Here is a 15,296-nt window from a genome sequence, read left to right as displayed (position 1 = left end):
ATTGAAATTGTTTATTTTAGTTGCTTTAAATTTTTATTGATGAAAAAATTTTGGCTTTTAGCAATTTTACCTGCATTCGTTTTTGCTCAAGAAAAAACGGAAACAAAGCGTGAACCCGGTCGATATGACAACAATAAGTTCAGTCAAATGTATGATTTGATGGCAACTCCAAATATGTTTAGAACGGCCTCTGGAGCTCCCGGTCCGGCATATTATCAACAACAAGCTGATTATAAAATGGATCTTGTTTTGGATGATAAAAACAAACGGTTAGACGGTGTCGAAACCATTACTTATCATAATAATTCTCCTGATGTTTTGGAATATTTATGGGTGCAACTCGATCAAAATGAAAAAAGAAGAGATGCTAAAAATCCATTAATAGAATCTCAAAAAATGGATGGAGCAATGCCGGTTGATGGTTTTGTGAAAAAATATATGCAAGAAGGTTTTGATGGTGGTTTTAATATTGTTTATGTGAACGATGCTACAGGCAAACCACTTTCCTATACCATCAATCAAACCATGATGCGGATTAATCTTCCTACGCCATTAAAACCAAAAGAAAAAATTTCGTTTACAATAAAATGGTGGTATAACATCAATAATTATCGTGTTGATGGCGGTCGTTCCGGCTATGAAGAATTTGAAAAAGACGGAAATCGTTTGTATGTAATCGCTCAATTTTTTCCAAGAATGGCCGTTTATAATGACGTAGAAGGCTGGCAAAATATGCAGTTTTGGGGTCGCGGTGAATTTGCTCTTCCTTTCGGAAATTATGATGTCAACATCACTGTTCCGGCGGATCATGTGTTGGAAGCAACCGGTGTTTTACTCAACCGAAAAGAAGTATTCACAGCCGAACAAAACAAACGCTATGAGTTAGCTGAAAAAACTTTTGACAAACCGGTTTTAATCATCACTCCTGAAGAAGCAAAAGCCAACGAAAAAGGGTTTTCAGATAAAACAAAAACATGGAAATTCAGAGCAGAAAACGTGCGTGATTATGCGTTTTCCACTTCTCGAAAATTCATTTACGATGCAATGGCCGTAAAATTGGAAACCAAAAATGTGATGGCTATTTCCCTTTATCCAAATGAAAGTAATCCGTTGTGGGAAGAATTTTCTACCCGAGCTGTGGCTCAAACTTTAAAAACGTATTCGCGTCATACCTTTGATTATCCGTATCACAAAGCGATTTCCATCTCAGCAGAAGACCAAGGAATGGAATACCCAATGATTTGTTGGAATTATGGTCGACCTGATGCCAACGGATTCGTGTCTGATCGTATCAAATATGGTATGATTAGCGTAATTATTCATGAAGTAGGACATAATTATTTTCCAATGATTGTGAACTCTGATGAACGGCAATGGTCGTGGATGGATGAAGGATTAGATACGTTTTTACAATATTTAGCGGAACAGGATTTTATGGAAAATTATCCTTCCAGTCGCGGACCGGCTCATAAAATTGTGCCATACATGAGCGGTGACCAACGCTTTTTGGAGCCGATTATGTCCAATTCTGAAGTAATTCATCAATTTGGTGCCAATGCATATTCTAAACCGGCTACAGGATTAAATATTCTGCGTGAAACTATCATGGGTCGCGAATTGTTTGACCATGCGTTCAAAGTATATGCTAACCGTTGGAAATTTAAACACCCAACACCGGAAGATTTTTTCAGAACCATGGAAGACGCCTCTGCCGTTGATTTAGATTGGTTTTGGAGAGGTTGGTTTTTCTCCACCGATTATGTGGATATCGGAATCAAAGATGTAAAACAATATTTTGTGACCGATGAGCCAACTGCTGAGTTGAAAGAAGTGAAAGCCAGAAGAGGTCGATTTGGAACGGCAAACGGACCCTATGTATATTTGGTTGAAGCCAATCACAAAGAATTGAATGCCAAACGAAAAAAGGAACTAGCCAAAGAAGATATTACGTCTTTAAACGAATTCATTGCAAAGAAATTTTCATCTGAGGAACAAGCAAAATTAAAATCGCCCAAATATTTTTACGAAGTAGAGTTTGATAAACCGGGTGGAATGATTATGCCAATTATTGTTGAGTTGCAATTTGAAGACGGAACCAGTGTGACCCATAAATTCCCGGAACAAATTTGGCGTAAAAATAATCAAACAGCTACACGTGTTTTTGCCACAGAAAAACCGATTAAAAAAATTCAATTGGACCCTAAATTGGAAACGGCAGATATTGATGTAACCAATAATGTGTGGCCTAAAGAAGTGGTAAAATCTAAATTTGACGAATTAGATAAATCAAAATAAGAAGCTAATCCTGCTTTTCGCTGCAATCTTTCAGCAAAAAAAGTTATTTTCTAAAACCCAAAAAGAGCTTCCTGTGGTCGCTTTTTTGGGTTAAGAAAAATATACTTTTTTTCGCTTCAAGGATTTCCGCTACAATCAGGGCTAAAAAATCTTCGTACATTTGCATTTCAAAAGAAGAATCGTATGTTTGGAATTGGAGGAGGTGAATTAATCCTTATTATATTAGTTGTATTGATGTTGTTCGGGTCCGATAAAATTCCTGAAATCGCCAGAACGCTAGGAAAGTTATTTCGTCAATTGAAAAATGCTACCGATGATTTGAAAAGTGAAATTCAAAAAAGTGCCAATGAAAATGGTATCGATAGTACTGGTTTAACAGGAGGAATTGCTGAGGAAATTCAAAAAGTAAAACAAGGACTTACAGAAGCGGTTAATCCTCTTTCGCAACCCGGAACTGAACAAATTGTGGAAGAAGTAGAAAAAGCAAAAGAAGACATCGAACAAATCACCGGACCAATCAAAAGACAATTTTAAGCGTGGAAGAACTTATTCAACTTGACAAAGCTATTTTTCTCTATCTGAACAATCTTGGTTCAGCACGCTGGGATGGTTTGTGGCTAATCATCACAAAACAACTGTATTGGACGCCTATTTTTTTGGTTATCTTCTATTTCATTATCAAAAAAATCGGTTGGAAACAATTTGGATATGTAGTGTTGTTTTTAGCGGTTTTAATTTTAGTTACTGATCAACTTACCAATCTTTTTAAATACAGTTTTGAACGCCTTCGTCCTTGTAATGACCCAATTTTAGAAGGGCAGATGAGAGCCGTTTTGGTGCGAAAATCGTTTAGCTTTTTCTCCGGTCATGCATCTAATTCGATGGCCACCACAACGTTTATTTTTCTACTGTTTCGCAAACATTGTAAGTATGCATTTCTGTTATTTCTATTTCCATTAGTTTTTGCCTATAGTCGAATCTATCTAGGGCTTCATTTTCCAAGTGATATTTTAACCGGATACCTTTTTGGACTGTTTTTAGGAACTTTCTTTTACCGACTTTATAAAATAATCCAACCAAAATATTTTCCGGTTTCTTAAAGCACCCGACTCACGGTCAAACCGTCACGAATGGGCAATAAAACCGTTTCTACTCTTGGGTCATTGTTCAATCGTTGGTTGTATTCCAATAAAATTTTGGTGCTCAAATCGCCTTCTTTCAAAGGCTCAACCACTTTTCCGGACCATAACACATTATCCGATAAAATGATGCCTCCTTTGTTCATTTTCGGAACAATTAATTCATAATAGTTGAGGTAATTTTCTTTATCAGCATCAATAAAAACCAAATCAAATTTTGTTTCTATAGTTGGAATTATATCGATAGCTTCACCCAAATGTTGCACAATTTGACTTCCCCACGGCGATTTATCAAAATATTTTCGTTGAAAATCAACTAGTTCTTCTTTGATGTCAATGGTGTGAACGATGCCGTTTTCTTGCATTCCTTCGCATAAACATAAAGTAGCATAACCCGTATAAGTGCCAATTTCCAGAATTGAAGTAGGACGAATTAATTTAGACAACATACTCAAAACCCGTCCCTGAAAATGACCACTCAACATGCGAGGTAGCAATACTTTTTGATAGGTTTCTTTGTTTAATTGAGCCAATAATTCCGGTTCGGCTTGCGAATGAGCGGCTACATAATCTTCTAAATCTTCGGAAAGGAAATGCATGTAAGACGATTTTCGACAAATTTACAAATTACAAATCAATCAATTCCGTAAATACTTCCTATTTTTGCACCATGAATACCATCAAAAAAGACATTCGAGCTTTAACTAAAACACAACTGCGTGATTTTTTTGTAGCCAATGGTGACAAAGCTTTTCGAGGCAATCAAGTATATGAATGGTTGTGGAGCAAAAAAGTATATACGTTTGACGATATGACCAATGTTTCCAAAGAAACCCGTCAAATGCTCGAAGACAATTTTGTCATCAATCACATCAAAGTTGATCAAATGCAACGCAGCGAAGACGGCACCGTTAAAAATGCCGTTCGTTTGTATGATGGTTTGGTGGTAGAAAGTGTTTTAATTCCAACCGAAACCCGAACTACTGCTTGTGTTTCCAGTCAAGTAGGGTGTAGTTTAGATTGTAATTTTTGTGCAACCGCTCGTTTAAAACGAATGCGAAATCTCAATCCAGACGAAATTTACGATCAAGTGGTGGCTATCGATAACGAAAGCCGTTTGTATTTTGATCGACCGCTTTCCAACATTGTTTTTATGGGAATGGGCGAACCGTTGATGAATTATAACAACGTGCTCAAAGCCATCGAAATGATTACTTCACCTGAAGGGTTAGGAATGTCGCCCAAACGCATCACACTTTCCACATCCGGAATTCCAAAAATGATTAAAAAAATGGCCGATGAAGAAGTAAAATTCAAATTAGCTGTTTCACTGCATTCGGCAATCGATGAGATTCGTGCGGAAATTATGCCGTTTTCCAAAAGTTTTCCGCTGAAAGAATTGCGTGAAAGTTTGGAATATTGGTACCAAAAAACCAAAAGTAAAGTCACCTATGAATATGTGGTTTGGAAAGGAATCAACGACGATAAAAAATCAATCGATGCATTGGTGAAATTCTGTAAATATGTGCCGTGCAAAGTCAATTTGATTGAATATAATCCGATTGATGACGGAATTTTTCAACAAGCTTCAGATGTTGTTTTGGACGAATACGTAAAAGCCTTAGACAAAATCGGCGTAATTGCCAAAGTGCGAAGAAGCCGCGGTAAAGACATTGATGCTGCTTGTGGTCAATTGGCCAATAAAAATGAAGCTGTTTCCGAATAATTCCAGTTGTGATTTTCTAACTTTCTAACTATCTTTGAACTTTCATGAAAATCACCGAACAAATTAAGCAACCCATCAATCAAGAAATGGAACTTTTTGAAAAAAAGTTCTACGAATCGATGTCTTCCAAAGTGGCGTTGCTCAACCGAATCACCTATTATATCGTGAACCGAAAAGGAAAACAAATGCGTCCGATGTTTGTTTTCTTAACCGCTAAAATGGTTTCAGAAGGTTTGGTAAACGAACGAACGTATCGAGGAGCTTCGGTTATCGAATTGATTCACACCGCAACATTGGTGCACGATGATGTGGTGGATGACAGCAATCGTCGTCGAGGATTTTTCTCCATTAATGCGTTGTGGAAAAATAAAATTGCCGTTTTGGTGGGCGATTTTTTATTGTCTAAAGGATTGCTACTTTCGATTGATAACAACGATTTTGATTTATTAAAAATCATCTCGGTTGCCGTTCGCGAAATGAGTGAAGGCGAATTACTTCAAATCGAAAAAGCCCGAAGATTAGACATTACCGAAGATGTTTACTACGAAATCATTCGTCAAAAAACCGCTACGTTAATTGCGGCTTGTTGTTCGCTTGGAGCTTGTTCCGTTTTGCCGGAAAATCAGGAAATAGTGGAACGCATGCGAAAGTTTGGTGAATTAATCGGGATGGCTTTTCAAATCAAAGACGACTTATTTGATTATACCGACGATGCCATCGGAAAACCAACCGGAATTGACATCAAAGAGCAAAAAATGACGCTTCCGTTAATCTATACTTTAAATAATTGTAAACCAAAAGAAAAAAGTTGGCTAATCAATTCCATCAAAAATCACAACAAAGACAAAAAGCGTGTAAAAGAAGTGATTGCTTTTGTAAAACAAAGTAACGGTTTGGGTTATGCAGAACAAAAAATGATTGCGTATCAACAAGAAGCATTGCAGTTATTGAATCATTTTCCAACATCTCCTTATAAAGACGCGTTGACGTTGATGGTGAATTATGTAATTGAGAGGAAAAAGTAATTTAGTTTGGAGTTGATAGTTTTTAGTTGGGAGTAATCAGTTCTCAGTCGCAGTCTCAGTTTTGTCATTTTGCAAGATGACGAAGTCGAAATAAAAATCTCCTGCGAAACAGGCAAAACTGTTTTTACAATAAATGTGTCAATTTGAAAATGTGTCAATGAGACAATTAACCGATGTTTAATTAAATAAGTTTAATTTTTTTTCAATTTTAAAATACTCATATTCAATTGACTAATTAACTAATTGACAAATTTCCAAATAGCCATGCAACCTTTTTCAAACTTCATTCGTCTATACCAATAGAATCTAATTTTAAACTAAATTGTTAAACGAAACGGACCAATTACCAATCACCGTTTACCAATTACCTTAAAATATGAAAGTAATCAACTTACATCAAGACGAGAAAAACACAATCCGATTGGCTGTCGAAAATAATCGACACGCTCAACATCAGATTTACACCAAGTTTTCGCCAAAAATGTTGAGCGTTTGCAGACAATATATTAAGGATTTGCAACAAGCCGAAGATGTAATGATTACTGCTTTTATGAAAGTTTTTTCTAGTTTGAAAAATTTTGAGCACAAAGGTAGTTTTGAAGGTTGGATTAGACGAATTATGATTAATGAATGCATTTCGTTCATCAGAGTTCAAAAACAAGTGAAATTTATAGAAGATGAAACTTTTTTTGAAGAAAGGCATAACGACATCGAAAGCAAATTTTCGGTGGATGATATTCAATTTCTGATAGACAGTTTGCCGGACGGATATAGGATGATATTTAACCTTTATGCAATAGAAGGATTTAAACATCAGGAAATTGCCCAAATGCTGGGAATTAATGAAGGAACATCCAAATCGCAATTGTCACATGCCAGGAAGATGCTTCAAAACCAGATTATCAAATTAAAAAACTATGAAAATGGAACCGAATAATATAGAAAAACAAATCAAAGAAAAGTTGAGTCAAAGAGAGATTCAGCCTTCTGCAAATGCTTGGGATCGTTTGGATGCCATGCTTTCTGTTGAAGAACAAAAACCAAAAAGAAACTTTAAATGGATTTCTATTGCGGCCATTTTTGTGGGATTTACGTTGATTGGAATTTTTATGATGAACAAAGAAAATTCAACTGAAAATGAGATTCCATCCAACCCAATTGTGTTAGAAAATGAAACTGAAACAATTCAAAATGAAACAACTTCTAAAATAGAAAATAATTTTTCAGAAGTTAAAAATGAAGAAGCAGTGGTTCATCAACCAACAAAAAAAATAGAAAAACCATCCACAGAAATTAATCCTAAAAAAGATTTTCTGTTAGATAATCAATTAAAAAAAGACGAAGTAATTGTTGAAAACCAACCAAAAGAATCAACCACTAAATACATCAATGCCGAATCACTTTTAGCTGAAATTGAAAAAGGAGTAAAAGTTGAAATTCCAAACATTTCGAAAAATCCTTCTGTAAAAGTAGATGCGAATACATTACTATCAACAGCTGAAAATGAGGTGAATGAAACATTTAGAGAAAAAGCAATTCAATCCTTTAATAAAAATTATCAATCGGTTAAATCTTCGTTAGCCAATCGAAATTACGAGTAAAAAAATCAAATCACGAACAGTTAAATTTTTAAATTATGCAAAAAATTATTCTTTATGCAGCAGTAATGCTATGTGCGTTAGCAACAAAAATGTATGGTCAAGATACATTTGAACAGAGAGCCAAAATGATTTCAGAGAACATCAAAAAGATTACACAAGAAGAAAAAGAAGCTCTGAAAACAGAAGTGGAAGACATTAATAAATTAGTAGAATCTGGAGTTATCAGTACTGAAAAAGCGGATGCAGAAAAATTAAAAGCGGCTGAAAAAAGAGCAGCCAATATTGAAAAAAGAGTTGCTGAAGAAGAGGCTAAAGTAAGCCAATTAATCAAGGAACAAGTTGACGGTAAATTAAATTCTAAAGGCAATTTAGAAACGGATACCGTTTGGATGGGAAAAAAACATCGTTTTTTAATAACGTATGATCGAGATTATGAAAAGAAAACAAAAACATATAAACCTCGATATGAAAAACGTACGACGTCACAATTTGTTTTTGCATTTGGTTTGAATAACTTGATAACAGATGGTGATTTTAGTTCTTTAGAAGATAGTGATTATCGTGTTTGGGGTTCTCATTTTTATGAATGGGGATTTACGAATAATACCAGAATTTTTAAGAATGATAACCTTTTACATATCAAATATGGTTTGTCTTTAATGTATAATAATTTGCGACCAACTGATAATCGTTATTTTGTAAAAAACGGAAATCAAACAGAATTGCAAGAATTTGGTTTGGATTTAAGAGAAAGCCGTTTTAGAAATGTTCATTTAGTTTTGCCTTTACATTTAGAGTTTGATTTTACACCAAAAACTATTGATAGTGAAGGAACAAGTAAGTTTAGATCGCACAAAAGTGTTCGGTTAGGTATTGGAGGTTATGCCGGATTTAACATAAAAACAAAACAAATATTGAAGTATAAAGAAGATGATGTAAGAGTTAAAGTGAAAGAAAAAGGTGATTTCAATACTTCTGACTTCATTTATGGTTTGTCAACTTATATCGGATATAGAGATACCAGTTTGTACCTTAAATATGATTTAAACCCATTGTTTAAAAATAATGCAATCGATCAAAATAACATTTCGCTTGGTTTGCGTTTCGATTTCAATTAATATTTGTTTTAGTTAATACATTTGTTTGAAAAGGTGTTTCGTTTTGGAACACCTTTTTTTATTTTAAATCCTTATTTTTAAAAACGGAATTGTATTTTTACAAGCTACAATAGTAAACCAATGATAAAGCAAAACACCATCGATTTAGTCTTTGAAACCGCTCGGGTAGAGGAGGTGATTGGTGATTTTGTACAACTCAAACGTGCCGGAAGTAATCTCAAAGGCTTAAGTCCGTTTTCCAATGAAAAATCTCCTTCTTTCATGGTTTCTCCGGTGAAGCAGATTTGGAAAGATTTTAGTACCGGAAAAGGAGGAAATGCTGTTTCTTTTTTAATGGAGCACGAACATTTTTCGTTTCCGGAAGCTATTCGGTATTTGGCAAAAAAATACAATATCGAAATTGAAGAAACGGTTTCCAGCGATGAAGACAAGGCTGTAGCTAATGAAAAAGAGAGCATGTATCTGGTTTCCGAATTTGCCAGCAAGTATTTTCAGCATGTTTTATGGGAAGAGGAAGAAGGCAAAGCCATTGGATTATCCTATTTTAAAGAACGTGGTTTTACCAATGAAACCATCAAAAAATTCAATTTAGGTTATTCACCCAATATATGGGATGCTTTGACTAAGGAAGCTCTTGGAAAAGCTTATAAATTAGAATTTCTCGAAAAAACCGGACTCACGATTGTTGGCGATGACAAGCAATTTGACCGTTTCAAGGGTCGTGTGATGTTCCCCATTCAAAGCATGTCGGGAAGAGTGCTCGGTTTTGGTGGCCGAATTTTGACGAATGATAAAAAAGCCGCCAAATATCTGAATTCGCCTGAAAGTGAAATTTACCATAAAAGTAACGTGCTTTACGGAATTTTTCATGCCAAACAATCCATTGCGAAACTCGATAATTGTTTTTTGGTAGAAGGTTATACCGATGTAATTCAAATGCATCAAGCCGGAATTGAAAATGTTGTTTCTTCTTCCGGAACGGCGTTAACCTCCAATCAAATTCGATTGATTAATCGGTTAACCAAAAATATTACCGTACTTTTTGATGGCGATGCGGCGGGTTTACGGGCTTCCATTCGTGGAATCGATTTGATTTTGGAAGAAGGAATGAACGTGAAAGTTTGTTCTTTCCCCGATGGCGACGACCCGGATAGTTTTGCCAAAAAAACACCTTTTGAAGAATTAGTGAAGTATTTGGATGAAAATGCTAAAGATTTTATTCAGTTCAAAGCGTCATTGTTGATGCAAGATGCAAAGAATGATCCCATTAAAAAAGCGGAACTTATTCGAGATATGGTGACAAGTATTTCCAAAATACCAGACCGAATAAAGCGTGAAATCTACATTCAAGAGTGCGGAAGAATCATGGATATTTCTGAAGATGTGCTGTATAGCACATTAGCACAAATGACGCAAAAAGAACTATCTGAAGCCAATAAAAAATTCAAACAGGAGCAAAAAGCATTTGAAGTTGTAAAAAATGACACGATTGAACCCATTGCTAAAATTGATATTCTCACTTTATTAGAAAAATCAGTTTTAGAATTATTGTTGTTATACGGCCATCAAGAAGTTGAATTTGAGAATGTTTTCATTCAATTTGATGAAAATGGTAAAGAAATTGAAACCATTGAAAAAGTGAATCAAAAAGTGTATGAACGCATTTATTTGAGTTTGCAAGAAGATGAAATTGAATTGGCTAACCCCATTTTTAATGCTATTTATTTGGATTTGGTTTCACAATACCATCAAAATGAGCAGTTTGATAAAAATAATTATTTAAACAGTTTGGTGCCAGAACATGCTGAAGTAGTGACGGATATTTTAATGAATGATGAAAAATATCAATTGCACGGATGGTTAGATAAAAAACAGGTTTTTGTAAAAGAAAAAAACGATGCCGAAGTACTAACACGATTAGTGTCTGAAACGATTGTGACCTTTAGAGAATATTTAATCACAAAAGTAAACAAGGAACTTATGGGGCAAATTCAATCTGAAACCCCTGAAATGCCCGTTGAAGATATTGTGATGATGATTAATGATTATAACAAATTGAAAGTCAATATCACCCGAAGAATTGGGAGAATGCGTTCGGATTATAATTAAAAAAGACCTCTAATTTGAGGTCTTTTCTATTTATTGCTATACAATTTCCAGTGTTTTGGCTTTGTTCACCAGATCCACAAGATTTGTAACATTCAGTTTAGTCAGCAACCTCAGTTTATAAGTACTGATGGTTTTTTCATTTAATCCTAATATTTTAGAGATTTCGTTGTTTTTCTTTCCATCACTTAGAAAGCGAAGTACTTCAATTTCACGATTAGAAAGTTTGCGATACAATCTTTCGCTTTTGTTTTGTTTTGCAATTAAAGCTAAATTCTTTTTGATGGTATCATTAAAAATAACAGCTCCGTTATTTACTTTCACAATCACATTTCCAAGTGTTTCCAATTTGGATGTTTTATGTAAATAAGCAGAAACACCTGCTTTCAAGGCATTCGGAGCATAAATATTCTCAGAAAGATTACTGAAAATAATGATTTTTGTACTTGGAAATTCCTTTAAAATGTATTTAACCAAATTGATACTTGTTAATCCTTCTAATTCGAGGTCTAACACTAATATATCAATGGGTTTAATTTTTAACATGTCTAAAATCATGTTGTAATTCCCTACATGGCCTACAACACTAATTTCAGCGTGGTCTTTAAAATACGATTTCACCCCGAAGTGTACAACAGGCTGATTATCGGCTAAACAAACTTTAATCATAATAAGTGGTATTTTAGTTGAAAAATGATTAATAATTTTTTAGGGCTGTTAAAGATAGTGTTTTTTTTTAACCCTACGTTTTTTTTGGTTAAAATAATTAAGAAATATTTTAGATTTGTCTTAATTCCTTAGGAATTTCACAAACAGGGATTGGCTTCATTTTGTGTTGATTAGCTAAATTTAGCCGTTTGTAAATGTTAAAAATTTCTAAATCTCTACCTTCAAATGATGCGGCTTCTTTTCCTTGCTCAGCTTGAAGCATGGCCCATTCTAATTCGTCATAACTGGCTCCTAATTGGTCTTCATCGCTTCGGTCATCACCAAACAAGCCATCTGTTGGAACAGCTTCTAAGATTGATTGTGGTACTCGCAAAAACCGACCAATTTGATACACTTCTGATTTCATTAAGTCTGCAATCGGACTCAAATCTACCCCACCATCACCATATTTGGTGTAAAATCCAACCCCAAAATCCTCTACCTTATTTCCGGTTCCGGCAACCAGTAAACCATGAATTCCTGCAATGTAATATAGAGTTGTCATTCGCAACCGTGAACGGGAATTGGCCAGCGATAAATTAAATTTATCAATTTTTTCTGATTCCGGAACATTCTTTTTAAATTCTTCAAAGGTTGAAGTTAAATCGATAGATAAACTTTCCACATTTTCAAATCGATTTTTTAATTGAGAAATGTGTTCCTTTTTTCGATTCACTTGCGAAATAGCTTGATGTATTGGCAGTTCAATACAAATGGTTTTAAAACCGGTCATGGCACATAATGTAGAAGTTACCGCACTGTCAATTCCACCCGAAACACCTACAACAAAACCATTTACTTTTGCGTTCTCTGCATATGTTTTTAACCAATTTACAATAAAATCAACTGTTTTTTCAATATGAAGGGTGTTGTTTTTTTGTGACATCTTTTACAAACTTATCTAATTGGAGCAGTATATTTGCACCGTGATTTAAAAAAAGTAAAAGTAATAAATATACTGTTTTAACTACAAAACTTTTGTCCTTTTATGAAGAAAGTATTTTTGATTCTTATGTTTTCTATGTTTTGGTCGTGTGATAAAAAATCGGCGATTGAAAAAGAAATTGAAGCCATTCCAATTCGTTTACAATTAGAGCGATTTGAACAGTTGATGTATGAATGTCCCGTGGATGATTTCTCTGCTTTTCGCCAACAACATTCTGTTTTTTTTCCAAAACAGATTCCCGATTCGGTTTTTATGGCTAAAATTCAAGATCCGCTTTACCGTGAATTATATGCTGAAGTTCAAAAGGAATACAAGGATTTTAGTCCGGTTTTGACCGAGATTGAAGAATTGTTTCGTCACATTAGTTTTTATTTCCCAAACCAAAAGAAACCTGAAAAAGTCATTACACTTATTTCTGAAATGGATTATGAAAATAAAGTAATTTATAATGATTCGGTTGTCTTGATATCACTAGATTTATACCTTGGTAAAGAACATAAGTTTTATGAGTTTCCGGATTATTTCAGACAAACATTTGAAAAATCACAAATTTTACCTGATATAGTTTCTGATTTTTCAACTCGTGTTATTGCTCCGGTCAGAGATAAAAGTTTTCTTTCTCAAATGATTTATTTTGGAAAAGAAATGTATCTAAAAGATATTTTATTGCCAACTTACACCGATTATCATAAAATAGGCTACACAGAAGATCAATTCAAATGGTGTGAAGAGAATCAAAGTGAAATGTGGCGGTATTTTATTGAAGAAAATATCCTTTTTGATACCGATAGCAAATTGGTACATCGATTCATTGCACCGGCTCCTTTCTCAAAATTTTATTTAGAAGTTGATCAAGAATCTCCTGGTCGAACCGGCGTTTGGATTGGTTGGCAAATTGTTCGTTCCTACATGAAAAACAATGATGTTTCCATTCAAGAAATGTTATTGATGGATGCCAAAGATATTTTTACAAATTCAAAATATAAACCCAAGAAATAATGTACTCCAAAACTTCTGAAATAAAATTTGACATCACCCTTGATGAAAATAAAGTGCCTGAATCGTTAAATTGGACCGTTAAAGATGGCGGAATTGAAAACCAGGAAACCAAAGCCATCATGCTTTCAATCTGGGATTCCAAAGCGAAAGAATCACTTCGAATTGATTTGTGGACAAAAGATATGCCGGTTGATGAAATGAAAATATTTTTTCATCAAACTTTGGTAGCTATGGCCGATACTTTTCAACGAGCAACTACCGATGATAAAATGGCCGACACCATGAGGGATTTTTGTGAATACTTTGCTGAAAAATTGGAATTGAAGTAAAAGAATTTATATTTGCTACTCAATTAAATTTTAAATAAAAATGAAAAAAATTTCAACGTTTTTGGCCGTATTGTCATTTGCAACATTAATTAGTTGTGGTGGAGATGATGATAGCTCGTCTTCCTCAAATTGTACAACGTCAATTCCATTTGTGCAAACAGGAAAATCATTTACTTATTCCTTTGCTCAATTTGGTTTTAATGTTGGGACTATTAAATTTACTTATGGCAATTGTAATGGTGATGGTTTTTTAGTGACAAGGGAAACATTTAATCCGGAAGGCTCATTACTTCAAACAGCTACTGATTTGCACAAACAAGAAGGTGACTTTTTGTTGTCAGATTCAAACAATAATGATGATTATTTTGCAAAAATATATAAAAAAAATGCTCAATTAGGCGACACTTGGAGTGTAACTCGTCCTGATGGATCTGTCGTTACCCATGAAGTTATTTCGGTTAATGAAGTGGTTACAGTTCCAGCCGGAACCTTTACGTGTAAGGTATTCAAATACAGTACAACAACTACTATAAATGATTCTTATGTTTATTGGAATGATGAAGTTGGAAACATTAAAGAAGACGCAGATGGTTTTTTCCTTCTGGAATTACTAAGCTATAATTAAATCTTACAAATCAAATATTAAAGGGGAAATTGTAGAATTTTCCCTTTTTATTTTTGTTTAAAGATGTCTTGGTTGATTTGGTCAATATAATGAAGAATTTCATCTTTTCCTGTGCCTTCCAATGATGAACTTACAAAAAAAGGAGGCATTTCTTCCCAATCATTAGCGAGCAATTGCTTTTTATAAGCAGCTATATGGTTTTGAACTTTAGTCTTACCAATTTTATCTGCTTTGGTGAAAATTAAGCAAAAAGGGATCTCGCTTTCACCAAGATAATTGATAAATTCTAAATCAATTTTTTGAGCTTCTAAACGAATGTCGATTAATACAAAAGCACACACCAATTGTTCTCTTTTTTCGAAATAATCGGTAATAAATTGTTGGAAAGTATCTTTGGTTTTTTTGGAAACTTTTGCATATCCATAACCGGGTAAATCCACTAAAAACCAATTATTGTTGATTTTAAAATGATTGATTAACTGAGTTTTACCTGGTTTAGAAGATGTTTTTGCCAAACTTTTATGGTTGGTAATCATATTAATCAGCGATGATTTTCCAACATTTGAACGGCCAATAAAAGCATATTCCGGTAGAGGATCTTTCGGACATTTGCTAACATCAGAGTTACTAATAACAAATTCAGCAGTATTTATTTTCATGTTTGTACAAAAAAGCCCAA

The 15,296-nt window shown here is 34.2% G+C and carries 16 protein-coding genes; 12 read left to right on the top strand and 4 right to left on the bottom strand.

All coding sequences use genetic code 11. From position 1 onward, the window contains the following. Positions 1 to 39 precede the first annotated feature (39 nt). The 3 genes from H601_RS0113445 (at position 40) to H601_RS0113435 (ending at position 3,395) form a co-directional block, all read left to right on the top strand. Complete coding sequence (locus H601_RS0113445) at positions 40 to 2,295, top strand: M1 family metallopeptidase (protein WP_026711973.1); 2,256 nt, start codon at positions 40 to 42, stop codon at positions 2,293 to 2,295. 183 nt (positions 2,296 to 2,478) lie between these two features. Next, positions 2,479 to 2,829, top strand: coding sequence for a Sec-independent protein translocase subunit TatA/TatB (locus tag H601_RS0113440; protein WP_026711972.1), 351 nt, complete (start codon positions 2,479 to 2,481; stop codon positions 2,827 to 2,829). Positions 2,830 to 2,831: 2 nt separating this feature from the next. Then, positions 2,832 to 3,395 carry a phosphatase PAP2 family protein gene (locus H601_RS0113435; protein WP_026711971.1) on the top strand — a complete coding sequence of 188 codons (564 nt, stop codon included), beginning with the start codon at positions 2,832 to 2,834 and terminating at the stop codon, positions 3,393 to 3,395. Here H601_RS0113435 and H601_RS0113430 read toward each other — a convergent pair. Further along, a complete protein-coding gene (locus H601_RS0113430) occupies positions 3,392 to 4,033 on the bottom strand; it encodes an O-methyltransferase (RefSeq protein WP_026711970.1) in 642 nt (213 codons plus the stop codon). The genes H601_RS0113435 and H601_RS0113430 overlap by 4 nt on opposite strands. A gap of 71 nt (positions 4,034 to 4,104) precedes the next feature. Here H601_RS0113430 and rlmN point away from each other — a divergent pair, with 71 nt between their 5' ends. From rlmN to dnaG, 6 genes are all read left to right on the top strand, one after another. Further along, entirely contained in the window at positions 4,105 to 5,160 is a 1,056-nt protein-coding gene (gene rlmN, locus H601_RS0113425; RefSeq protein WP_026711969.1) for a dual-specificity RNA methyltransferase RlmN, read from the top strand. A 44-nt stretch (positions 5,161 to 5,204) separates the two neighbouring features. Continuing rightward, a complete protein-coding gene (locus H601_RS0113420) occupies positions 5,205 to 6,185 on the top strand; it encodes a polyprenyl synthetase family protein (RefSeq protein WP_026711968.1) in 981 nt (326 codons plus the stop codon). Positions 6,186 to 6,561: 376 nt separating this feature from the next. Next, positions 6,562 to 7,122: an RNA polymerase sigma factor gene (locus H601_RS0113415; protein WP_026711967.1), complete on the top strand. Its 561-nt coding sequence runs from the start codon at positions 6,562 to 6,564 to the stop codon at positions 7,120 to 7,122. Further along, positions 7,103 to 7,786: a hypothetical protein gene (locus H601_RS0113410; protein WP_051220764.1), complete on the top strand. Its 684-nt coding sequence runs from the start codon at positions 7,103 to 7,105 to the stop codon at positions 7,784 to 7,786. The genes H601_RS0113415 and H601_RS0113410 overlap by 20 nt, the downstream gene beginning before the upstream one ends. Positions 7,787 to 7,821: 35 nt before the next feature. After that, complete coding sequence (locus H601_RS0113405) at positions 7,822 to 8,904, top strand: ATP synthase subunit B family protein (RefSeq protein ID WP_026711965.1); 1,083 nt, start codon at positions 7,822 to 7,824, stop codon at positions 8,902 to 8,904. Positions 8,905 to 9,024: 120 nt separating this feature from the next. Next, complete coding sequence (dnaG, locus tag H601_RS0113400; RefSeq protein ID WP_026711964.1) at positions 9,025 to 11,013, top strand: DNA primase; 1,989 nt, start codon at positions 9,025 to 9,027, stop codon at positions 11,011 to 11,013. 36 nt (positions 11,014 to 11,049) lie between these two features. On the opposite strand, the gene H601_RS0113395 is transcribed toward dnaG, so the two are convergent. Continuing rightward, a complete protein-coding gene (locus H601_RS0113395; protein WP_026711963.1) occupies positions 11,050 to 11,679 on the bottom strand; it encodes a response regulator transcription factor in 630 nt (209 codons plus the stop codon). Between the two features lie 109 nt (positions 11,680 to 11,788). Beyond that, the gene (gene nadE, locus H601_RS0113390; RefSeq protein WP_035656057.1) at positions 11,789 to 12,604 is read right to left on the bottom strand and encodes an NAD(+) synthase; all 816 of its coding nucleotides are present in this window, start codon (positions 12,602 to 12,604) and stop codon (positions 11,789 to 11,791) included. A gap of 102 nt (positions 12,605 to 12,706) precedes the next feature. On the opposite strand from nadE, the gene gldB reads away from it, so the two are divergent. The 3 genes from gldB to H601_RS0113375 are packed head-to-tail and all read left to right on the top strand — an operon-like array spanning position 12,707 to position 14,617. Next, entirely contained in the window at positions 12,707 to 13,663 is a 957-nt protein-coding gene (gene gldB, locus H601_RS0113385; protein ID WP_026711961.1) for a gliding motility lipoprotein GldB, read from the top strand. Next, positions 13,663 to 13,992: a gliding motility protein GldC gene (gldC, locus tag H601_RS0113380; protein WP_026711960.1), complete on the top strand. Its 330-nt coding sequence runs from the start codon at positions 13,663 to 13,665 to the stop codon at positions 13,990 to 13,992. Before gldB ends, gldC begins: the two co-directional genes overlap by 1 nt. A gap of 40 nt (positions 13,993 to 14,032) precedes the next feature. Further along, positions 14,033 to 14,617, top strand: a complete 585-nt coding sequence (locus H601_RS0113375) for a hypothetical protein (protein WP_026711959.1) — start codon at positions 14,033 to 14,035, stop codon at positions 14,615 to 14,617. Positions 14,618 to 14,664: 47 nt separating this feature from the next. Here H601_RS0113375 and yihA read toward each other — a convergent pair whose 3' ends face one another. Next, entirely contained in the window at positions 14,665 to 15,276 is a 612-nt protein-coding gene (gene yihA, locus H601_RS0113370; RefSeq protein ID WP_026711958.1) for a ribosome biogenesis GTP-binding protein YihA/YsxC, read from the bottom strand. Positions 15,277 to 15,296: the final 20 nt, after the last annotated feature.

Origin of the sequence: Flavobacterium filum DSM 17961 (genome assembly GCF_000425465.1) — a bacterium.
In the GTDB taxonomy this organism is placed as follows: Bacteria; Bacteroidota; Bacteroidia; order Flavobacteriales; family Flavobacteriaceae; genus Flavobacterium; species Flavobacterium filum.
This window is presented reverse-complemented; position numbering and strand designations above follow the sequence as displayed.